Below are 21,388 nucleotides of genomic sequence, written 5' to 3'. Positions count from 1 at the left end.
TGACGAGACCGCGCCATCCCTCGTACGCGGTGCGTTCCTTGCAGCAACCCGGTTACCGACTGTGGAGGTGGCTTCTGACCTGTGTGGTGATCAAGGCGATCAGGGCCTGGAACTGTTCGTCCGGGCTCGGCGTGGGGAGGGCGGCGGCTTCGCGGAGGGTGGGGATGTCGAGGTCGGTGTGTTCCTCCAGCCAGGGGGCGGGGATGAGTGGTCGGTTCGCGGTGGTGGTGCGGTCGGCGGGGTGGTCGACCATCAGGGCGAAGGAGAACACGAGCAGGGACAGGTGCCGGTGGACGTCGAGCGCGGCGGTGGTGTCGAGGCCGATGTCGCGCAGCAGTGTCAGGAACCGGTCGAGGTTGGTCAGCCGGTTGGGGTGGACCGAGGTCGGCGGGGTGTCCTCGTCGACGGCGACGAGCAGGGCGCGGGGCCAGCGCCGGTACAGCGCTCGCAGTGATCGGGCGTAGGCGGCTACCGAGTCCTCCCAGGTCCCGGGGTCGAGCGGGGGCGGGTTCCAGGCGTCGAGCATGAGGTCGACGGTGAGGTCGATGACCTGGCGGCGGTTCTCGACGTAGTTGTACAACGCCCGCACGGTCACCCCGAGTTCGGCGGCCAGGGCGTGCATCGTGATCGCGCGGAACCCCTGTGCGCCGGCCATCTCCAAGGCTTTGGTCGCGATGATTTCGCGGGTGAGCACGGGGCGGCCCTTGCGGGTCGTCGGTCGGCGGCGTTGCGAGCTGGGCATGGCCCCATCCTAGGGCCGCACACTTAAACTTCACACACATTGACTTTTAGGTCGTTGGTGCCGCACCCTGGCTCAGGTAACCCTTGACGCGTCGAAAGCCGAGGATCGTATGGCCGCCGAGAAGTCCCGTCGTCTGCCGCCGTTGAGCGGGGTGCTGGTGCTGGTGATGGCCTCCACCGGGCTGGTGGTCGTCGACATCACGATCGTCGCGCTCGGGTTACCGCTGATCAGCGCCGACGTCGCCGATGGAGGTTCCGTGGAGTCGGTGGTGGTGACCTACACGGTCGCCATGGGCGCCCTCACGCAGGTGGTGGGAAGCCTCTCCGACCGGTGGGGGCGGCGGCCGTTGTTCCTGACCGGGATCGCGGTGTTCACCCTGGCCTCGCTGGCGGCGATGCTGGCGCCGAGCCTGGGGTTCTTGAACCTCGCCCGGGTCGTCCAGGGCGCCGGGGCTGCGGTGATCATGGTCAACGGCATCCCGTTGCTCTCGGACCGGTACTCGGGTGAAGAACGCAACCTCGCGATCGGCGCCTGGGGATCGTTCGCCACCGCGGCCGGGCTGCTCGCCCCGACCCTGGGCGGGCTGCTGATCGAGGCCTTCGGATGGCAGGCCGTCTTCGGGATCAATATCCCCCTGGGCATCGCGGCCTACATCGTCGCAGCGCGTGTGCTGCCACGCACCGCGCAGCCCGGCCCCGCTGCCCGTCCGGACTGGCTGGGCAGCGTGCTGCTGATGGTCGGTCTCGGCGCCGCCACCACGCTCATGCTCCGCCCAGAGGCAACCTGGGGCATACAGGACACGGCACTGCTGATCGTTGCGCTCACGTCGTTGGCGGGGTTCTCCGTCCTCCAGTTCCGCGTGCCCCAGCCGACACTGGAGTTGCGGCTGTTCACCCAGACGGCGTTCTCCGGGGCGATGCTCGCGGTGTTCCTCTCCCGCGTTCTGAGCATCGGGGGTTCTGTCTACCTGGTGCTGTACTTCGCCGACGCGCTGCTGCTGGGCCCGACCCTCGCGGGCCTGTTGATGACGCCGATCTTCCTCGCGCAGATGATCACCGGAATGGTCGGCTCCAAGCTCCTCAGCCACTGGGCGCCCGGTCTGGTCATCGGCTTGGGCTACACCCTCAAAGGCGCCGGGCTCCTCGCGCTGGCGCTGCTGGTCGCCCCCGACACCCCGTGGTGGGTGCTCCTGGTCCCGCTGCTGGCCTGGGGCGCCGGAGGCGGCATCGCCGGAGCGCCGGTGATGGCCGTGGCGGTCAACGTCACCGCACCCGAACGCGTCGGCATGGTCGCCGGAAGCGTCTCCACCCTGGCCTCCGTCGGAGCCGGTATCGGTACCGCAGCGCTCGGCGCCGTCTACACCCTCTACGGCGGCGCCGACCGCGAAGCTGTCACCGGCGGGGTTCAAGCCGTCCTGACCGTATCCGCCCTCCTGTCCGGCCTCGCCGTGGCGACGACGTTGATCCTGATCAGCCCCCGCCGGGTGCCCCGCCCGGCACGTCACGAGGAAGCCGCAGCCTGATGCGGGCAGCGACCATGAGGGCTTCTCAAAGGCCGAGCGCGACCGGAATGTTCTTCACCGTGTGCCACTGACGCTCCGCCCCTCACAACTCGGGGAACCGGTCGAGCAGGCCAGAAACCGAGGTCTTCCCAGGACGGAGAATGGAACAACCAGAGTTCCCTTCGGCACGTCTTTACGGTTTTACGGTTCCATGAAACGCATGCCATACCGGAGTGCGGGGCTCTGATGGACCACGGTGGTATTGCCGACCCCGCCCCGGACGGTGTGGGCCTGCACAGTGAGTCCCGAGGAGTCGCCGGTGATCGTGCTGCGCACATCCCCGATCGGAGGTTGGGGGGGCGGCCTCGCTCATGGGCGCCCTTCACCGTTCTCTGTGTCAAAGCAGGGGTTGCTGCCAACCACACCCAGAATCAAAGCCCAGGCCTTGTTGTGTCCCATACGGGGGATTGTGCCGCGCCCGGGTCGTGACGGACAGGGGTTAGCCGGAAGCGGCCAGGCACCATCCCAGCCAACCCCGTGAGCCCGAGCACAGCCCGAGCACGGCGACGGCACTGACACGGTGGCCTTTCCACTGACATCTCCGTGGCCGTCGCCAGTAACAGGGGCTGCCTACGGCGATGGCTTGCGCTCGTCGTTTCCGAGACGGCGAAGCGCCCACAGCCCGTACAGGACCAGCAGTGGTTTGACGAGCACCCACTCGCCGGGGCGGTAGTCGTCCGCGCGCACCAGCCTCGCGGCCAGGTCCGGGCGTCGGCGCCGCAGGTACGCGCGGGCCTTGAGCGCGTGGGCCGGCTGGGAGACGATCGCGATGCGTTCGGCGTCCTCGATCAGCGGGATCACGTTCACGACGTTCTCCCAGGTCGTCGTGCTCCGGTCCTCGAGGAGCACCGTGCCGTCGAACCCGAGGGACTTCGCGTGGTCGGCCATCAGCCGGGCCTCCGCGACGCCGCTGCCGACCGCACCGCCGCTGAGGATCAGTCGGGTGGCGTGCGCTCCGCCGGCCGGGATGGAACGGATCGCGGCGCGAACCCGCCACCGGTTGACGGCGTTCGCCCTCGCCTGGGGGTTGCGGAAACCGAGCACGACCACGGCGTCGGCGGTTCCGCCACCGCTCCCCACGAGGGACCGGGACCAGCGCCAGTTGAGCCACTCGCTCCAGGCCAGGGCCAGGACCCCGACCACCACCAGCCCCGTCCTTCGCCGCATACGGCCGACTCTAGGGCACCCCGGGTATCGGCCGGGGCAAACCGGTCGCCGAGCGGGTCGGGACAGCGGGGGACGCGCCGGAGCGCCGCTCCCGCCCCAAGGACATCGGCACGGCCCCTCCGGGGACGCGGGCTCCCCGCGGCCGAAGCAGCGGGAAGCCCTGGACGGTCGGACGGACTCAGACGCGGACCACGATCTTGCCCCGTGTGTGTCCGCGCTCGGCGTGGGCGTGCGCTTCCGCGAGCCGTTCGAGGGGGTAGGTCCGCTCGATGCGCGGTGTGTAGCGGCCCTGTCGGCCGAGTTCGCCCGCTTCGGCGAGGAGCGCGGAGTCGTTCTCCGCGTTGGCCAGGTGCGTGCCCAGTCGCTGCGCATTGGCGTGGTCGGCGACCGTCGAAACGCGGGAGGGGTCGCCCACGATCGCGACGAGGTCGTCCAGGGAGCCGGAGGCCGCGGTGTCGAGCGCGAGGTCGACCCCGCCCGGGACCAGGGAGGCCAGGCGCTCCGCGAGGCCGGTGCCGTAGGTGGTGGGAACGGCCCCGAGGGAGGTGAGGAACTCGTGGTTGCGCTCACTGGCCGTCCCGATCACGGTGGCGCCCCGGGCCACCGCGATCTCGACCGCGGCACTGCCCACGCCTCCGGCGGCGCCCTCGACGAGCAGGGTGCGCCCCCTCAGGGGGCCGAGCGCCTTCAGTCCGCCCATCGCGGTGACGGAGGCCAGACCGGCGCCGGCGGCCTCCTCGTCCGTCCATGTGGTGGGCGCGTGGGCCCAGGCCGAGAGCACGGCCAGCTCCGCCGTCGCGCCGGTGACGCCGCCCAGGCCGAAGACGCGGTCCCCGATGTTCACGCCCTGCACACCCACACCGATCCCGTCGACGACGCCCACGGCGTCACGCCCGGGGATCGCGGGCAGGTCCACGGGGAACATCTCGCGGACCGCTCCGGAACGCACCTTCCAGTCGACGGGGTTGACGCCGGCCGCCGCGACGCGGATGCGGATCTCACCGGGTCCGGGGTGCGGGTCCGGCGCCTGCTCGACCACGAGGGTCTCCACACCGCCGTACTCGTGAAAACGGACTGCGCGCATGATGTTCTGCCCTTCCACGCGGCCGGAACCGGCCGTTCGTGAGATCGGTGAGGTGAATGTTCGACGAGCGCCTACACCCACTACGCTAGAACCTGACGTTGACGTCAGGTGCAAATCGGGCAGGCCGCCCGGGCGGAGGAGGACCGGTGCGTATCGGTGAGGTCGCCGACAAGGCGGGGGTGAGCGTCCGGGCGCTGCGCTACTACGAGGAACAGGATCTGCTCCCGGCCGACCGCAGCCCCGGAGGCCAGCGGCACTACCCCGACACCGCCGTCGGCCGGGTCCGGCTGATCCAACAGCTGTACGCCGCGGGCCTGCCCAGCAGGGTGGTCCGCGATGTGCTGCCGTGCGTGGACTCGGGCGAGGCGCACCCGGCGCTCCTGGACCAGCTGGAGTCCGAACGCGCCCGCATCGACCAGCGGATCACCGACCTGCTCGACGTGCGCGACCGGCTCGATGACGTGATCGCCATCACGCGGGACCCCGATGCCGACTGCTCCCCCATGCAGTGAGGACGACCACCGCAACGACTGCGGACGTCACCGGCGCGCGAGGGCGCGTCACGGCCCGGAGCCGCTGACGGCTGCTTTTCAGGAGCGCGACCCGCCCCGCCCGTCGCCCCTGACCGGCTGACCTCGCCCGCCCACGATCGAGGCCGCCCGCCGGCACCCGCCCGATGGTCCCCGGCGTGGATAGCATCACCTGGCCGGTGCAAGACGTCCGCAACCGCGCCAGGCGTCCCGGCCGGGCAAGGAGGCCACATGAGCGAGGCGTACTCGCCGATCCCGGAGCTGAACCTGCTCAAGGAGTTCGAGGACCGGATCGGCCCGGTCTACTACTCGGAGGGTTTCGAGTTGCGCGGGTACGGCGCAGACTCCGGCCTCCACACCTGGTCGGAGCACCCGGAGTTCCTGAGCCGGTTCATCCCCTTCGCGCAGGCCAACCACTCCGGCTCCGACTACGCGCTGTGGCGGTGCGACGATCGGACCGACCTCGCCGCTCTGCCCGTCGTCCTGGTCGGCGATGAAGGGCACCTCTATGTGATCGCGCGAGACCTGAGGGAGCTGTTCCAGCTTCTGGCGATCGACAGCGAGCCCGTCGCCGACTTCGGGTTTCTCGCCCCTGAGGACATCGAGGAGCACAGCGACGGCCACCATGAGTTCCTCACCTGGTTGAACGAGAACTTCGGCCTTGAGCCGCCGGAGGACCCGCACGCGCTCTGGACCGGGCGGAAGGAGTCCGACGATCGGTTCAGGGCATGGGCGAGCCGGTTCGTCGAGTTGGAGGACCGCTGACGGTCCATCACAGTTCGTGATCTCCATGGCTGTGCGGCTTGTCGCCGGTCGTGGCTCACCGGGGCTCCGAGCAGGTGCTGCATGCCGTCCGGAGCGGCCTCCCCGGCCCATTCCGCGATGCTCCAACAGTTTTTGCGTGGCAGGCCCGACAGCAGTCCCAGAACCAAGTCCCTCAGTACTGCAACGACAGATTGTCGCAGCACTGAGGACTCCTCACAGAAGCGGTGGGCTTGACCTGGTCGGAGGTCGGTGCCGTGCACGAGGCCGCCGGGTGGCGGGACGTGGCCAGCCGCGTCGTCGCACGCGACAAACCCGGCGACGCCGGCGGTCAGCCCCGGGATACTGGTCGCCCATGGATGAGATCGAAGTCGTCGTCGCCCATTCCGAGCGCGCGACCCTGCGCGCCGGCGACGTGTTCTTGAAGGTGGACGCCGACCAGGCGCGCATCGACGTCGAGGTCGAGGCGATGTCCCTCGCGCCGGTCCCGACTCCGCAGGTCCTGTGGCGCAAGCCGCCCGTGCTCGCGATCGCCGCCGTCCCGGGGACGGCGCTCGGCCGCCTCGGTGGGCCGTCGACCGCGTCGGCGGCGGCGTGGGCCGCGGCGGGCGCCGTCATCCGGCAGTTGCACGAGGCGCCGTTGCCGCCCTGGCCCGGCCGGCGCCGCCGGGGTCCCGACGAGTGGGCGGCGGAACTCGACCGCGAGTGCGAGCTGCTCGTGACGAACGGTGTCCTGCCCGCTGACCTGGTCACCCGCAACCGCCAGGTCGCCGAGGCCGCGTTCCGGCCGTGGACTCCGGTGTTCGCGCACGGCGACCTGCAGATCGAGCACGTCTTCGTCGACGGCGACGAGGTCACCGGCATCATCGACTGGTCCGAGGCGGGCCGGGGCAATGCCCTGTTCGACCTCGCCACCTTGACGCTCGGACACGAGGAGAACCTCGACGACGTCATCGCCGGTTACGGCCCCGACGCCGACCGCGACGTGATCCGCGCGTGGTGGTCGTTGCGAAGCCTGCTGGGGGTTCGCTGGCTGGTCGAGCACGGCTTCGACCCCTTCGCGCCGGGCTGTGAGGTCGACGTGCTGAGATCCCGGATGTGAGGCTGCGCGGGCCCGACCGCTGTGAGTGCGTTCTGACGCATCGAGCAGGCCGTCCCCCGGGTCGCATCGCCTGCCCTTACTCCCGACGAAGTGCGGTGCGCAGTCGTCGCCGGCAGATGACGGCGCACCCGAGGGTGGCGAACGCGTGGTGGATGTCGTCGCGTATCTCCCCGTGCTCGAGGATCACCCACACGAACCAGGGCGCACCTCGACTTCCACACCTCTCTCGCGCAGGAGCCGGGACAGAAGATGCACCTCCACACGTGTTCCCTCATATCCGGTGCCCGTCGCCTCGCGACCGAATTCTCGGGCCTCGGCAATGGATGCGCCGAAGACCTCCCTGAAGACCTTGAGCAGCACCCCCCTTTTCCGCACCTCGCCCACGGTTTTCACGTGCTCCACGCCATGCCGATCGATCAACAGGTCGCGCACATGGGCAGGGGCCGGCCCCCACACCCACTGATGGGAGACCTGGCAGCCGGCACACTCTCGCTCGACCTCCCAGCGGAGCCTGCCGCTTCTGACCAGTTGAACCACCCAGACTTCACGAGCGCGACCGCACACCTCGCACACATCTGACAAGCGAACAGCCTGCTCGGCCATCACCACTCCCTCGGACGCGAGGACGATCACTTCTTTCCAGCTCGCCGACCCCGGTCTGAGACGAGATCACTCATCCAGGAAAGACGACCACGAAGAACCCCTTATTTCCACCAGGAGGCGCCGAGCCCTGTCTCTCACCACGTCCCACTGCCTGGCGGAAACCATGGACTCGGGGCTCCACAGTTCCGGATCGACGTCGATCAGTCTCGTGAAGAGGTCGAGGACCTCCCGGATCCCTTCATCAAGGAAGTCGGGGAACTCTTCCTCCTCGTCATACGTGACGTGACTTTTCACAGCGATGTAGAAGTCTTCCAGCTGCAGCACGATCTCGTCCTCAGCGCACCCCGTGCGCCTGATCCAGTCCAGTTGGCGTTCTCCGCTCCAGGACGCCACCCGGATCGAGAGCATGAGGTTCTTCATGTTCGGTGTCTTCTCGATCACTGAGACCCCAGGAGGAGATCGATCCGGTCCGGCTCGCTGTCCACGTGATCCGCCCTCGGTAGGGAACATTTCCATGATGCGCAGTTCCGGGATACCGGAAGATCATCGGCGACCGCATGGAAGACGCTCTCCAGTACGATGCACCGTGAAGGAATATGCATGGTCCGGGGCCTATGGTTCCACGGACATACGTTCGTTGGAAACGCGTTTTCCACTGCCCTCCGATCATGGCGGGGGCGATTCCTGCCCGTTCCCCCATGCAGAAGACGGCAGACCGCTGCGAGGTCGAGGAGAGTGCTCTGATGCACGAGCGTTCATGGTCGGCGGTCCCGATCGTCGCGGAACCGCCGACCGATAGCGGAACGGGCGATGGACGGAGGTTCTTCGAGGTCCCCGAGTCCGGTTGGCATACCTTGTTCGCCTGGGCTGTCGGCCCCGAGCACATGGTCCGATGCCTGGACGTGCGTCCCCCCGAACCCGTGCACGTGGTCTATGAGAGCAAAGGCGAGCGCACTGTCAGAGTCGAGGAGCGGACACGAGGCGACCGGTCGGCCGTGGACGGTGGCATCCACGACTACCTCACCGACGCGCGGGTGCCCTCCCAGCCCTGCGGCTACCGGTGGTTCATCGAACTGCCGGACGGCATCGACGACGCCGATCAGTTCTTCGCCCTTTTCGGGCCCGCTCTGATGGACCTGCCGCCCGGCCCCCGTCCGCGGCGGGAGCGTGAGGCCATGATCGCGGTCGCAAAGACCCTGTACACAGCCGTTCCCCAGGAGAGCAGCAGAGAATCTGTGGGAGACGGGTCGGGGTGAACCGATGACAGTCCCATCGGGCGCGGGCAGTCCGCGGTTGCCGCCAAGCATGTCCAGGAGCAGGAAAGAGGAGCTTCCGCGCACGGCGGCACCCCGCCCGGCCGGCATTCCACAGCCGAGGGGAGCCCTCGGCCACCAGCACTCCTGGGTACTCTTCGTCCCCTGTCACCGCCCCCGGGCATCATGGACGGCGAACCGCTCTGCCCCCCTGCCGCAGACGAGGAGCACCCCCACCACATGAGTCGCCCCAGGGAATTCGGACCGGTCCAGCTCGCCCGCTGGCTGGGACTGGACCACGACCAACTCCGCCGCGCCCTGCACCGCGGCCTCGTACCGCCCCCCGACATCGACGACCGCAAGTGGTCCGAAGCCCTCGCCAAGACCCTGCCCGAACGCACCGAGGCCATCCTCGCCGACCTGGCCGCCGGCCCCACACCCGAGAGTTCCCCCGCACCGGAACCGACCCCTCTTCCCAAGAAGACGACACCCGGCCGACGCGGCAGCTACGGGTCCCTCCAACTCGCCCGGCTCATGGGCCTGAAGGAATGGCAGGTCAAGAGGGCCGCGCAGCGCGGCCTCATCCCACCTCCCGACATCGACGGGCGCCGCTGGACCCAGCACGTCGCCGAGGCCCTGCCCGAGATCGCCGCCGACGTCGCGCGCGAGATCGGCGACCACCCCGGCCTGGGCTCGCAGAAGGCCGCCGACCGCGTGGCCGCGCGCACCGGCCTGGCCGTCACCAGGGACGACGTCGCCGAACTCGCCGCCCGGGGCACGCTGTCCCCGGTCGGCGACTACATGGGATCGGCCCTGTACTCCCTGCGGGACCTGGACGCCCTGACCGAGGAACGCCTGGCCCCCGTCATCGAGCAACGCCGGGCCTGGATCGAGGCGAGCCTGACCGGCAAGGAGGCCGCCGACCTGCTGGGCTGGTCCGTCGGCAGGTTCGAGGTCACCGCCGAACGCCACGGCCTGTTCCCCGGCAGACTCGACCGCTACCCCAGAGCCGACGTCGAACGGCTCGACGAAACACGCGCCCCCGACTGAGTCCTCCCGCCCGACCGGGCGCCCGGCCACCGAAAGCAGCCCCTGCCCACGGGCCACGTCCGCCCCGGGCCCGGCAGCGGGCTGAGTTCACAGCGGAGCGTGCGCCACGCCTGCGACACCGTACCGGGCCCGGAGCTGCCTCACGGGGCTTTCGGGCTGCGCCCTCAGGGGATCTCCGATTTCGGCGAATTCCCGTTCACGCCGTTGCCGGTGAAGGGCCCCTCCATTTTCCCGGCCGAGAAGGCAGCAGTGTTTTCCCGCCCGGCTTCGGACAGCTCCGTGAATTTCTCTCCCAGCGGCCGTATCACGTTCTTCTCCACCTGGTAGTAGTCGGTGAGAACCGACAGGGGGACACGGCGCAGGTACCAGGTGCCGGTCAGGTTGCAGCCGATCCTCGGTTCGGGATGGAAACCACCGGTGAGCCAGCCCCCGCGCTCGGCCTCGAACGTGGTTTCCAGGCGAAAGTGGTTGAAGAGGTTCTGAGCGGTGGTGAGAACCGGCTCATCAGGATTCTGTGGACGCGGGTCGGTCACCCCGAACCAGCATTCCGGGTGCGGGGAGTTCTGCACGTAGGCGTCGCCGAAGCCGAGCCAGGGCCAGACGAAGGCGACGAGGCCGGCGTCGGCGATACGGCAGTCGTCGGCGGTCCTGCCCTCGGGGATGCGCTCGGCGTCGATGTAGAAACGGCCCAGCCAGCTGGGAACCCACAGGTAGTAGGGGTAGGCGCTGTCGTCCGACAGGAGGTAGCTGTTGGCGTTGGAGAACAGCGCTTTTCCCGCCACGGGGGTGAGCCGGGTCCCGTATTCGGGGAGGGAGAACCGGACGCTGAGGACCTCGAAGAATGATCTGATGTCGCGGAAGTACTCGGAGAACTGGTCGTAAGCGTTCGAGGTCTCCTGAAGTACCTGCGGACGGAAGATCATACAGCTCCCCGGTCTCAAGAAAATATGAACAGCATATTATGCCCTCAGTATGCGTGCGGTGCCTTCGGCTGGCAAGAGTACTGTGGGGCGGAAGTGCAGGTGTTGGTTCTGTGGTTTCAGGGGAAGAAGATTCCGGTGTGGAATATCTGGATGTAGCGGTCGTCGGTGCCGGCCTCGCCGGATGCCATGTCGCGACCAGGTTGGCCGAGGCGAGGAGAGGGAGCAGAATCGGCCTTTTCGAGAACGACCACAGGATCGGCGGAAGAATGCACTCCGTCCGGCTTCCCGGCCCGTCCGGGTCCTGGGCCGACCTGGGCGCCATGCGGCTGCACACGGGCCTGCGCCGGGTCCTGGGGCTCGTCGAGGACCTGAGGCTGGGCGCGGACCTGGTGCCGTTCGAGTTCGGGCGGCCGGAGAACCTGTTCCACCTGAGGGGGAGCAGGACGCGGCAGGGGGACCTGGCGGGCGCCGCCCTCCCCTACCGGCTGCGCCCCCCCGAACGCGGGCTGGCGCCGGGGGCCCTGGCCGACAGGGTGGCGCAGACCCTGGTGCCGGGGTTCGCGGAGAGCCGCCGCACCCACCACGAGGCACGCGCGCGAGGGGAACGGTCGGTCGCCGACCGCGCGCTGGCGGACTTCAGAGCGCGGTGCCGTACGGGGCGGCTGCACAACCGCCCCCTGGAGGAGGCGACCTGGTCCGACGCCCTGCGGGCCGTCCTGAGCGGCGACGCCGTGGCCTTCGTGCACGACGCGGGCGGCTACGACGTGTCCGCAGGGGGCGAGGGCGCGACCGCTCAGCTCGACCTGCTCTACCGAACCCCGCCCGACGCCGAGTACGTCTGTCTGCGGCGGGGCATGGAGAGCCTGCCGCGGGCCCTGCACGAACGTTTCACGCAGGCCGGCGGCGCCACCCGCCTCGGCCACCGGCTGGTGCGGGTCGAGCGCGGGGACGCTCCCGTCGAGGGCTCCGGGCGGCGACGCCACCGGCTCCTCTTCCGGCGGTCGGACACGCGGGGGCGCCTCCTGCCCGGCCACGTCCGCGTGTGCGCCGACGCCGTCGTGCTGGCCCTCCCTCCCGGGCCCCTGGGCGCTCTCGACCTCACCGGCCTGCCCGTGGGCGCGCACCTGTCCGCCGACCTGGCAGCGGTCGAGGCCGTCCCCGCCCTCAAGCTCTTCCACCTCTACCGGCGCCCGTGGTGGCGGGACCTGGGCCTGACCCGGGGAAGGAGCACCACCGACACCCCCCTGCGCCAGCTCTGGTATGGAAGCACCTGCCAACCCCCCGGCGGCGATCCGCACCCGTCGCCCGCTCCGCTGCTCGCCGCCTACCCCAGCGGCCCCTCGGTGGGGCAGTGGCTCAGCGGCGGGATCGGCGAGGGCACGGCGGGGGACCACGCCTTCCCCGCCGCGGGCGACGCTCCGGCGCCCAGCGCCGCCGTGGTCACCCGCGCCCACGCCCTGCTCCAACACGTCCACGGCCTGCCCTCCCTCGAACCGCCCCTCGCCGCCTGCTGGCGGGACTGGAGCAGCGGCGCGTGGCACACGAGGCGCCCCGGCCACGACCCGCGCGCCCTGGCACGGCGCATGGGGCAGCCGGCCGCACGCGAGCGCGTGCACGTGGTCGGCGACTGCTGGACCCACGACCCGGGATCCGTCGAGGGAACCCTCGACAGCGCGGAGGCCGTCCTTCGCGAGCACTTCGCCCTGCCCGTCCCGGAGTGGTACCGCGACGCGGGCGCCCGCTGAACGCACCCTGACAGGAAGCACACGACCGGAGGAGCCGCCGTGGAGAACACCGATCCATCCCCGCCCGGACGCACCGCGTTCGCCGACCGCGCCCTGACCGCCTACTTGGAGACGCTCCCCCGGCCGCGGGCGCGGCTCGGCGGAGGGGCCGGCGACTGGCGGGTCGAGGAGGTCGGCGACGGCAACGTCAACTTCGTGTACCGGGTCCTGGGCCCCTCCGGCTCGGTGTGCGTCAAACAGGCCCCGCCCTACGTGCGCGTGGCGGGCGAGTCCTGGCCGCTGACCCCCGAACGCGTCGTCCACGAGTACCGCGCCCTGGAGGAGCACGGGCGGGCGGCCCCCGGGGCGCTGCCCGCCCCCCTGCACCTGGACCGCGACCGCCACGTGCTCGTCATGGAGTACGTGGAGGACCACACCGTCCTGCGCCACCACCTCGGTCGAGGGGCCCTCCACCCGGGGTTGGGCGAGCAGGTCGGCGACTACCTGGCCCGCACGCTCTTCGCCACCTCGGACCTGGCCCTGCCCGCCGCGGACAAACGCGCCCTGGTCGCGGAGTTCGAGCTCAACACCGAGATGTGCCGAATCATGGAGGACATGGTCTTCACGGAGATCTACCGCGACTTCCACCGCAACAGCTGGACCTCTCCCGAACTGGACGCGGAGGTGGCCGCCGTCCGGGCCGACACCTGCGTCCTGGTCGCCGCCGCCCGCCTCAAGGACCGCTACCTCACCAGCAGACAGGCGCTGCTGCACGGTGACCTGCACACCGGCTCGGTCATGGTGGGCGCGACCGGGAGCCGGGTCTTCGACCACGAGTTCGCGTGCTTCGGCCCCATGGGCTTCGACGTGGGCGGGTTCCTGGCGCACCTGCTCATCGCCTACTTCGCCGCGGACGGCCGCCGCGGAACGCCCTCTCCCCACGAGGACGAACAGCAGGCCTGGCTGCTGGACCAGGTGGAGCAGACCTGGGACGTCTTCCGCGAGCGCTTCCTCGCCCTGTGGCGCTCGTCGGGCCGCGGCGACTCCTACCCTGCCGCGCTCTTCGCCGACGCCCGCGGGGCGGCCGCCCTGGAAGCCGAACGCGGCGCCTATCTGGACCGGGTCCTCTGCGACTCCGTCGGTTTCTGCGGAGCCGAGCTCATGAGGCGCCTGATCGGCTTCGCCCGTCCCGCCGACCTGACCGGGATCACCGACCCCGGGGCGCGGGCGGCCTGTGAACGCGCGGCCCTGCGGCTGGCGCGGAGCCTGCTCGTGGACGCCTCCGGCCACAGGAGCGTGCGCGACGTCACGGACGCGGCCCGGCACGCCCGCACGGGGTGAGGAAGGCACGGCACGACGCCGTGGCCGGGCGGGTCCGGAGCCGCACACCGGTCCCCGGCCGGGCTCCCAAGGCGTGCCCTCGGGCGCTGTGCCTCCCGGGGAAGCGGTGTCGGACCGACGGCTCCGGGCGCCGTGCCGCGGCGGACAGGGTTGATGTGCGCGGGGCCCTCCCTCCCGAGACAACCCGGTGCGCGGATACACGGGTCCTCGCACGGAGAAACATTCGCCGGCAAGGCGGAAGAGCGGTTCGGCGCACCGATCCGCCGTTCCGCCAAACGCCGGCCGACGGAAACCACCGCGGGCAGAACCGGCGCGAAAGGGGTTGCGTGAAAAATGACGGATCCCACTGCCGCCACTTCCACCGAAGGAGCACACCGGTCTTCGGCGCGAGTGGAAACAGAAAGGAAACACCGCCCCTTTCCCGCGGGCGGATATGTTCCCGCGGCCGCACAGGGAATCCCACGGACCACAGCACACTCCCACGAGTGTGCACGACCGCGTCGAGGACCGCTATCACCCGCAGGACAGAAGTATCTGTCCACCTCCTCGCCCGGAGCACCCCCACAAAGGAACGATAAAGACCCACACCAACACCAATTCGGGTAAATCAACTAATAAGGGACTGCTATTGACTGGGGCGATTGAGGGAACTAATGTTCCGCGGGGGGCTTCTCGCCGACGAACGAGAACGAGCAGTGAACAGACCGAACGGCCCTGGAGTGCCGCCAGACCCCATTCCCTCCAACGTACCGAGCGCCCCGGAACCCGGTTCCCCAGCCGGAAGAATTCGCTCCAGATTCGCTACTCCCTTTCACGTCGAACGAGAACCAGTCGGAATCACGCGGTCATCCGAGGCCCCTCACCCGACCATGGCCTCCGGCCAACCACGCCCCAGCACGGGACACCGAGCCAGTGAAGCATTTCGTCCAGCTCAGTCAGATCCCACGAAGCCCCGACTACGACTACTGCGTCATCGGCGGAGGGCCCGCAGGCCTCATCGCCGCTCACGAGCTCTCCAGGCGCGGGGAGACGCTGCTCCTGGAAGCCGGAGCGGCCTCGCCCGAGAGCTCCTACAGCGAACTGCGCGCCGCGACGACCGACAGCGTGCTCGTCAGCGACCACGGCGTCCATCCGGCCAACCCGTGGACCCTGCGCGGTCCCGGCGGCGGCATGGAGCGGTACGCGGGGATCCTGGTCCGCTACCGCGCACAGGACTTCGACAGGTCCGCGGCGTTCGCACACGCCTCGGCCGACCCGCGCTGGCCCATCGGATACGAGGACCTGCGCCCGTACTACGACGAGGTCGAGCGGCGCTTCGGGATCGCGCGCACCACCGGCCTCGACCCCACCGAGCCGCCCTCGTGCGCGCCCCTCCTGCCACCGCATCCGCCCAGCGCACGGGCCGAGCTCATCAACGAGGCGTTCGACGAACTCGGGATCGGACACTTCCCCACACCGCTCGGGGTCAACTCCCGTCCTTTCGACCGACGCCCCGCCTGCACCCGGTGCGGTCCCTGCAACGAGACGCTCTGCCGGACGGGCGCGAAGGCCTCGGTGCTCCCGCTCGTGCTGGGATCCGGCTCCGAGCACCGGCTGCGCCTCGCCCACGCGGTCACCGCCGAGGCCCTCCGGGTCGACCCGAGCGGCCGGGTCAGCGCGGTCGAGTGCCTGGACACGGTCAGGGGCCGGCACGCGACCATCAGGGCCCGGCACTTCGTCATCGCGGCCGGCGCGCTCAACAGCTGCGCCCTGCTCCTGCGCTCCACCAGCCGCCTCCACCCGCACGGACTGGCCAACGGGAACGACCAGGTGGGACGGGGCATCCAGTTCAAGCTCACCGGGTACGCCGACGTGCGGGCCCCTGCCTCGGCACAGCTGCGGGAGAGCCCCACCCTGTTCAGCACCACCGCGACCACGGACTTCTACCACCGGCTGCCCGGGGGCGGATGCGGCGGCTTCCTCTACGAGGCGTCGGCCTCCGACCGGCCCGACACGATCCGTCTGCACTTCGTCGTGTCGGAGACGCCGATGGCCGAGAACTCCGTGGCGCCGGCCCCCTCCTCCGCCGACGGGCCCAACGTCGTGATCCGGCACAGGACCCACCGGTCCGACCTGCGACGGCTGCGCTCCCTCCGCTCGATCGCGGTCGACACCCTCGCACGCATCGGACGCGGCGTCCGTGCCCAGGAGGAGTTCAACGCCACGGGCATGGCGCACCTGGCGGGCGGCTGCCGCGCGGGCACGGACCCCAGGACCTCGGTGGTCGGCCCCGAGGGACGGCTGCACCAGTGCGACAACGTCTATGTCGCCGACTCCGCCTACTTCCCGTACGCGGCCGCCGCCAACCCGACGATGACAGTGATCGCCAACGCGCTGCGCATCAGCAGGCAGCTCGCACAGCACTCCTAGGAGGACCCCTTGGACGGAATACAGCAAGCACTCGACACCACCTGCACCCGGACGCGGGACATGGACCGCAAGAACCCGCTGCTGCTGGAACGGGGCCGGGGCGCGACGTTCACCGACGCCGAGGGCAGGTCCTACGTCGACTTCACCTCGTGCACCGGCGCCGCCCCCCTCGGTATGGGGCACCCCAGGATCGTGGAAGCCGTCACCCGGCACCTCGCCGACGGCGGCGGCATCCTCCCCGGGACCATGAGCAGGATCCGCGTCGACCTCGCGCTACGGCTGCTGGACCTGTTCCCGCACAGCGAGAGGGTCGCCTTCATGCGGACCGGCTCCTGCGCGACCTCGGCAGCGGTGCGCCTGGCACGGGCGGCGACCGGCAAGAACACCGTCCTCACCAGCGGGTACCACGGATGGCACGACTGGCAGCTGCAGTACCAGGGCGACGCCCGGCAGCACGCGTACGACCCCCGGGTGCACCACTTCGGCTACGACGCCGACCAGCTGCTCGCGCTCTGCCGCGAGTACGCCGACGACCTCGCGGCCGTCGTCGTCTCCCCCGAGCACGACGTCATGCCGACGGGGCACCTGGAGGAGCTCGTCTCGATCACGCACGGGTTCGGCGGCGTCGCCGTCCTGGACGAGGTGATGACGGGGTTCCGCGTCGGCCCGGGCGGGCTGACGGCGCGCCTGGACCCCAGGCCCGACATCACCGTGCTCAGCAAGGGGCTCGCGAACGGCACCGCCCTCTCGGCCGTGCTGCTCGGCCCCCGGGTCGCCGGCGCCCACGAGGCCACCGACCTCGGGAACACCTACCTGCGCGAGACGACGCCGTTCGTCGTGGCGCTGGAGAGCATCGACCTCCTGGCCGAGGAGACAGCACGGGTGCACCGGACCACCGCGTCCCTGGGCGCCGGGCTCAACGAGGTGTTCTCCGCCGCCGGCTACCCGGCGTGCGCGGCGTGGGACGACGGGATCCTCCACCTGGTCTTCGCCACCAGCGACCTCGCCGGCGGCTTCTACCGGACGATGCTCGACTCCGGACTCTTCCTGGGGAGCGGAGGGACGATCCTGCCCGGGGCCGGGGTGACCGACGACCATGTGGCCCTCGCCGTCCGCACGGCCCGCACGCTCGCGGAGGGGACGGCCGCGACCGGCTTCACGAGCCCCTTCGAGACCCCCGACGGCGCGCCCTGGCAGCCGTTCGCCGACTTCTGCGCCGACGCCTTCCGCGCCACCCCCTCGGTGGCGGACCTGTGGTGGACGGCCAAGGTCGCCGCGCAGGTCAAACCCGCCCGTGAGAAGGGAGCGCTCCGATGAACCCCGTCCTGCTCGGCGGTGAGAACCGCTCCGGCACCACGCTGCTCAGCATCGTCCTCAACTCCCACCCCGACCTGTGCGTGGGTCCCGAACTCGACTTCGTCGAGCCCCCCAACCTCGGCACGCACGTCCTGGAGGCGATCGAGCTGGTCCGGTCGCGCGACCCGCGCGCGGTCGGCCCCGGCACCTCCAGCGGGGATCCGTACTGGTACGACGCGGCCCATTTCGTCAAGCAGTGCGAACGGTTCGGCATCGGCTACGCCGAGCTGGCCGGGGCGATCCGCGCCCGGCTCGACAGGGACGGGGGCAACCTCGTCACGCTCCCGCAGCGGTGCGAGCTGATCAGGGTCCTCAGCGAGGCCCGCGCACGCGCGCAGGGCGCGCGGACGTGGGGCATCAAGCTGCAGCGCAAGATCAGGGACGTGGACGAGTTCGCCAGGATCTGGCCGCGGGCGCGGTTCATCCACATCGTCCGCGACGGCAGGGACGTCATCACCTCCCACCTCCACACGGTGCCCGACTGGGGCCACAAGGACGTCGAGACCGCGGCCCGGGACTGGGTGGAGATCATCTCCTTCGCGCGGCACCGGGCCCCGTCCGGCCGCTACCTCGAGGTGCGCTACGAGGACCTCGTCGCCTCCCCCGAGGCGGTCACCCGCCGGATGTGCGACTTCCTGGGCATCGCGTGGTCGGCGCGCATGGTCCGCCACCACGAGCTGGAGCACCCCCTCCACCGGAACCCGTGGTCCCACCCCGCCGCCGAGAAGACCAAGGCGCGGCTCACACAGAACTCCGTGGGCCGCTTCCGCCGCGAACTCGGCCACACGAGGACGGCACAGTACGAGAGCGTCGCGGGGGACCTGTTGGCCGACTGCGGATACGAGCGGAGCACAGGTGCCCCCTCCCGATGACGCCGCCCTGTTCGCGGGGCTGTTCGCGCTGATCCTGTTCAGCGCCGCCGTCCAGTCCCTGTCCGGGTTCGGCTTCGCGCTGCTCAGCGCCCCGCTGCTCACGGCGGCGCTGGGCGGCCCCCAGGCCGTCTCGACCATCATGATCACCGGTACCGCCTGCGACATCGCCATCCTGGCGATGCGACGGGACCTGCCTCGGCCGGCGGTGCGCGAGACGTGCGCCCTCGCGCTGTGGTCGGCCCCGGGGATGCTCCTCGGGGCCTGGCTGCTCACGGCGCTGCCCGCGCTCGGGCTCCAGGTGTTCGTCGCGTGCGTGGTCATCGCGGCGGTGGTCATGAGGGTCCTCTCACGCGAGGACGGCGCCGTCCTGAACCCGGTCTGGGCGGCCCCGGCGGGCCTCCTGTCCGGGGCGTTGAGCACCTCGACGTCCCTCGGGGGACCGCCCAGCGTCTACTACCTCGTCCACCGGGGCCTGACCCCGCACACCATGCGCGACACCCTCGTCGCCCTCTCCCTGGTGCGCCTGCCCCTCAGCGTCGCGGCGCTCCTGTTCACGGGCGCCTGGGAGGTCTACCCCCTGTGGCTGCCGCTCGTAGGCGCCGCGCTCCTGGGTCAGGCGGCGGGCACCCGGGCCTTCCACCGCTTCGGCCACACCCGCTACGAACACATCGTCCTCGGCCTGCTCACCACGTCGGCCGTCGTGTCCCTGGGCGCCCTCGGCCTCACGTGAGGCCGAGGACCGCTGTCGGCGGGCGCCGGTACGCTCCCCGCCCGCTCGTCGGCGTCACCGGACGGCCCGCCCGTAAAACTTACGGATCACTTCGCCCTGCTCCAGGATGGTCCGGAGGGAGGGAACCGGGGAGCGGATACCTTGTGGCACCAGGAGCCGCCGGTCGGGACCGTCCGGCCTCGCAACCGGTACACAAGGAGGCGCTCATGTCGGATGCCGAGCGCGTGGTCGTCCTCGGCGGCCACGGCAAGGTCGCCCTGCTCACCGCACCCAAGCTCGCGAGCGCGGGCTATTCCGTCGACTCGGTCATCCGGGACCCCGCCCAGAGCGCCGATGTCGAAGCCGCGGGAGGCAACCCCGTCGTGCTCGACATCGAGCGGGCGGACGTCGAGGCGCTCACGGAAGCCTTCGACGGCGCGCGGGCCGTGGTGTTCGCCGCCGGCGCGGGCGGGGGCGACCCCGCGCGCACCGCCAGGGTCGACCACGAGGCGGCCGTCCGCGCGATGAGGGCCGCCGAGAAGGCGGGCGTGAGGCGCTTCGTCATCGTGTCCTACGCGGGAGCCGGGGTCGATGTGGACAGGATCGACCCGGACAACCCCTTCTACGCCTACGCGAAGGCCAAGCACGACGCCGACGCGCACCTGAGGGGGACCGAACTGGACTTCACGATCCTCGGCCCCGGGAACCTCACCCTCGAACCGGCGACGGGGAAGATCCGGCTCGCGGACGCCGACGGCACGATCGACGGCCGGCAGCCGGGCGACGAGGGCCGCACCTCCCGGGACAACGTCGCCGAGGTGATCACCCACGTCATCACCGCGAACGCCGGCATCCGGCAGACCGTGAACTTCTACGACGGCCCGACACCGATCCCCGAGGCGCTCCCCTGAGCAAGGCCGACCAGGCGCGCAACCGCGGGAAACTCGGCTCCCGCGGCGGCCGGCCGCCGCGTCTCGACCCGGACGACCACCGCGAGCGCCATGCGGTCGAGTGCGGAACCGACCGCCTCGAGAGGCACCGCGCGGTGGCCACGCTCTACGACGGGCCCGCGGTCCGATACGAGGCGGCTGGCCTTGTCCCGGCCGTCGACGCATGGCTGTGAACGGCCGGACACGGGCTTGGCCGGAACCAGGCGTTCTGCTGTCGGCCGACACGGTCGCGGCTCCCATGGCACAGGGGACAGGATCGTCGCATGCAGCCGGTCTTCGTTCTCGTGCACAGCCCGTCCGTGGGTCCCTCCACCTGGCAACCTGTGGCCGAACACCTGACAGCGGCGGGATACCGGGTACGGGTGCCGTCCCTCCTGCACATCGGCGCCGGTGCTCCGCCCTTCTGGCCCCGGATCGCGGAGGCCGTCCGCGACGACCTGCGGCAGGTCCCGGCCGGCAGTCCCGTCACTCTGGTGGCACACAGCAACGCAGGCTTGTTCCTCCCGGTGATCCGCTCGAGCCTCGACCACCCGGTGACCGGTTCGGTCTTCGTCGATGCCGCACTGCCGGCACAGATCGGGCCGATACCCGTCGCCCCACCCGAGGTGCTGGAGTTCCTCCGCCCGATGGCTGCGAACGGCAGGCTGCCACGCTGGACCGACTGGTGGGACGAGGCGGACATCGCCCCCATGTTCCCCGATCCGCTGGTGCGGCGGACCGTCACCGAGGAGCAGCCCACCCTGCCGCTGTCCTACTACGAGCAGCACATCCCGGTTCCCGACTCCTGGGACGATCATCCCTGTTCCTACTTGCAGTTCAGCCCTGCCTACGACGGCCTTGCCGCCAAGGCGCGTGAACGCGGCTGGCGCGTGGCGCGCCTGCCCGGCGCGCACCTCCACCAGCTCGTCGATCCCGCCGGCACAGCCGGGCACCTCGTTGAACTCGCCACGACGATGTGATCCACCTTCGACACACACGCCAGAACCCTCCGGCCCCGACCAAACGCACCCCTGCCGGTTCACCGATTCTCCTGTCAGAGGTCAGGTTGCACGGGAACAATGGCTCCATGACATCACCGAAAGCACCCGTTCCGTCCCGCTCGGTCGCCTTATCCGCCCTCTGTACGTCCGCGGTCGTACTGACCCTGGCGGGCTGCGGCGGGCCGGCTCAGCCCCCTGAAGAGGTCCCGTCGGCCGGCGTCCCGTCAACGCCCCCGACCAGCCCCTCCACCTCCCCGTCGGCTTCCCCCT

At 70.5% G+C, this 21,388-nt stretch carries 20 protein-coding genes and 1 pseudogene; 14 read left to right on the top strand and 7 right to left on the bottom strand.

The window, feature by feature from the left end:
• Positions 1-52: 52 nt before the first annotated feature.
• A complete protein-coding gene (locus ACFQBR_RS28000; RefSeq protein ID WP_344178042.1) occupies positions 53-742 on the bottom strand; it encodes a TetR/AcrR family transcriptional regulator in 690 nt (229 codons plus the stop codon).
• A 109-nt stretch (positions 743-851) separates the two neighbouring features.
• Here ACFQBR_RS28000 and ACFQBR_RS27995 point away from each other — a divergent pair, with 109 nt between their 5' ends.
• The gene (locus tag ACFQBR_RS27995) at positions 852-2,264 is read left to right on the top strand and encodes an MFS transporter (protein WP_344178040.1); all 1,413 of its coding nucleotides are present in this window, start codon (positions 852-854) and stop codon (positions 2,262-2,264) included.
• Between the two features lie 609 nt (positions 2,265-2,873).
• Here ACFQBR_RS27995 and ACFQBR_RS27990 read toward each other — a convergent pair.
• Together ACFQBR_RS27990 and ACFQBR_RS27985 are read right to left on the bottom strand one after the other, a co-directional pair.
• A complete protein-coding gene (locus ACFQBR_RS27990) occupies positions 2,874-3,470 on the bottom strand; it encodes a YdcF family protein (protein ID WP_344178038.1) in 597 nt (198 codons plus the stop codon).
• A 178-nt stretch (positions 3,471-3,648) separates the two neighbouring features.
• Positions 3,649-4,554: an NADP-dependent oxidoreductase gene (locus tag ACFQBR_RS27985; RefSeq protein ID WP_344178036.1), complete on the bottom strand. Its 906-nt coding sequence runs from the start codon at positions 4,552-4,554 to the stop codon at positions 3,649-3,651.
• Between the two features lie 146 nt (positions 4,555-4,700).
• On the opposite strand from ACFQBR_RS27985, the gene ACFQBR_RS27980 reads away from it, so the two are divergent.
• Entirely contained in the window at positions 4,701-5,066 is a 366-nt protein-coding gene (locus ACFQBR_RS27980; RefSeq protein WP_344178034.1) for a MerR family transcriptional regulator, read from the top strand.
• A gap of 249 nt (positions 5,067-5,315) precedes the next feature.
• Complete coding sequence (locus tag ACFQBR_RS27975) at positions 5,316-5,849, top strand: hypothetical protein (RefSeq protein ID WP_344178162.1); 534 nt, start codon at positions 5,316-5,318, stop codon at positions 5,847-5,849.
• Between the two features lie 68 nt (positions 5,850-5,917).
• On the opposite strand, the pseudogene ACFQBR_RS27970 reads toward ACFQBR_RS27975, so the two are convergent.
• Positions 5,918-6,052: pseudogene (locus tag ACFQBR_RS27970) on the bottom strand (IS701 family transposase); the annotation flags it as partial.
• A 149-nt stretch (positions 6,053-6,201) separates the two neighbouring features.
• Between ACFQBR_RS27970 and ACFQBR_RS27965 the strand changes: the two are divergent.
• Entirely contained in the window at positions 6,202-6,948 is a 747-nt protein-coding gene (locus ACFQBR_RS27965; protein WP_344178031.1) for a phosphotransferase family protein, read from the top strand.
• A 183-nt stretch (positions 6,949-7,131) separates the two neighbouring features.
• Here ACFQBR_RS27965 and ACFQBR_RS27960 read toward each other — a convergent pair whose 3' ends face one another.
• Together ACFQBR_RS27960 and ACFQBR_RS27955 are read right to left on the bottom strand one after the other, a co-directional pair.
• Positions 7,132-7,551, bottom strand: a complete 420-nt coding sequence (locus tag ACFQBR_RS27960; RefSeq protein ID WP_267944863.1) for a hypothetical protein — start codon at positions 7,549-7,551, stop codon at positions 7,132-7,134.
• 66 nt (positions 7,552-7,617) lie between these two features.
• Positions 7,618-7,971: a hypothetical protein gene (locus tag ACFQBR_RS27955; RefSeq protein WP_378554840.1), complete on the bottom strand. Its 354-nt coding sequence runs from the start codon at positions 7,969-7,971 to the stop codon at positions 7,618-7,620.
• A 278-nt stretch (positions 7,972-8,249) separates the two neighbouring features.
• Here ACFQBR_RS27955 and ACFQBR_RS27950 point away from each other — a divergent pair, with 278 nt between their 5' ends.
• Positions 8,250-8,807: a DUF5956 family protein gene (locus tag ACFQBR_RS27950; RefSeq protein WP_344178027.1), complete on the top strand. Its 558-nt coding sequence runs from the start codon at positions 8,250-8,252 to the stop codon at positions 8,805-8,807.
• A gap of 237 nt (positions 8,808-9,044) precedes the next feature.
• Entirely contained in the window at positions 9,045-9,854 is an 810-nt protein-coding gene (locus ACFQBR_RS27945) for a hypothetical protein (protein WP_344178026.1), read from the top strand.
• A 164-nt stretch (positions 9,855-10,018) separates the two neighbouring features.
• Here ACFQBR_RS27945 and ACFQBR_RS27940 read toward each other — a convergent pair whose 3' ends face one another.
• Positions 10,019-10,777, bottom strand: coding sequence for a hypothetical protein (locus tag ACFQBR_RS27940; RefSeq protein ID WP_344178024.1), 759 nt, complete (start codon positions 10,775-10,777; stop codon positions 10,019-10,021).
• Between the two features lie 38 nt (positions 10,778-10,815).
• On the opposite strand from ACFQBR_RS27940, the gene ACFQBR_RS27935 reads away from it, so the two are divergent.
• The 8 genes from ACFQBR_RS27935 to ACFQBR_RS27900 all read left to right on the top strand — a co-directional run bounded on the left by ACFQBR_RS27935 (position 10,816) and on the right by ACFQBR_RS27900 (position 21,097).
• Positions 10,816-12,522: a flavin monoamine oxidase family protein gene (locus ACFQBR_RS27935; RefSeq protein ID WP_344178021.1), complete on the top strand. Its 1,707-nt coding sequence runs from the start codon at positions 10,816-10,818 to the stop codon at positions 12,520-12,522.
• A 39-nt stretch (positions 12,523-12,561) separates the two neighbouring features.
• Complete coding sequence (gene mtnK / locus ACFQBR_RS27930; protein WP_344178019.1) at positions 12,562-13,842, top strand: S-methyl-5-thioribose kinase; 1,281 nt, start codon at positions 12,562-12,564, stop codon at positions 13,840-13,842.
• Positions 13,843-14,754: 912 nt separating this feature from the next.
• A complete protein-coding gene (locus ACFQBR_RS27925) occupies positions 14,755-16,251 on the top strand; it encodes a GMC family oxidoreductase (protein ID WP_344178017.1) in 1,497 nt (498 codons plus the stop codon).
• A 9-nt stretch (positions 16,252-16,260) separates the two neighbouring features.
• Positions 16,261-17,568, top strand: a complete 1,308-nt coding sequence (locus ACFQBR_RS27920) for an aminotransferase class III-fold pyridoxal phosphate-dependent enzyme (RefSeq protein ID WP_344178014.1) — start codon at positions 16,261-16,263, stop codon at positions 17,566-17,568.
• Entirely contained in the window at positions 17,565-18,479 is a 915-nt protein-coding gene (locus tag ACFQBR_RS27915) for a sulfotransferase family protein (RefSeq protein WP_267944872.1), read from the top strand. The genes ACFQBR_RS27920 and ACFQBR_RS27915 overlap by 4 nt, the downstream gene beginning before the upstream one ends.
• Entirely contained in the window at positions 18,463-19,209 is a 747-nt protein-coding gene (locus tag ACFQBR_RS27910; protein WP_344178012.1) for a sulfite exporter TauE/SafE family protein, read from the top strand. The genes ACFQBR_RS27915 and ACFQBR_RS27910 overlap by 17 nt, the downstream gene beginning before the upstream one ends.
• A gap of 206 nt (positions 19,210-19,415) precedes the next feature.
• Positions 19,416-20,099, top strand: coding sequence for an NAD(P)H-binding protein (locus ACFQBR_RS27905; RefSeq protein WP_344178010.1), 684 nt, complete (start codon positions 19,416-19,418; stop codon positions 20,097-20,099).
• Positions 20,100-20,401: 302 nt separating this feature from the next.
• On the top strand, positions 20,402-21,097 hold the full coding sequence (locus tag ACFQBR_RS27900; RefSeq protein WP_344178008.1) for an alpha/beta fold hydrolase: 696 nt from the start codon (positions 20,402-20,404) through the stop codon (positions 21,095-21,097).
• The last annotated feature ends 291 nt before the right edge of the window (positions 21,098-21,388 follow it).

Source organism: Nocardiopsis tropica (genome assembly GCF_042660575.1).
Classification (GTDB): Bacteria; Actinomycetota; Actinomycetes; order Streptosporangiales; family Streptosporangiaceae; genus Nocardiopsis; species Nocardiopsis tropica.
Note: the sequence above shows the minus strand (reverse complement) of the source record. Positions and strands in the feature narration are given on the sequence as shown.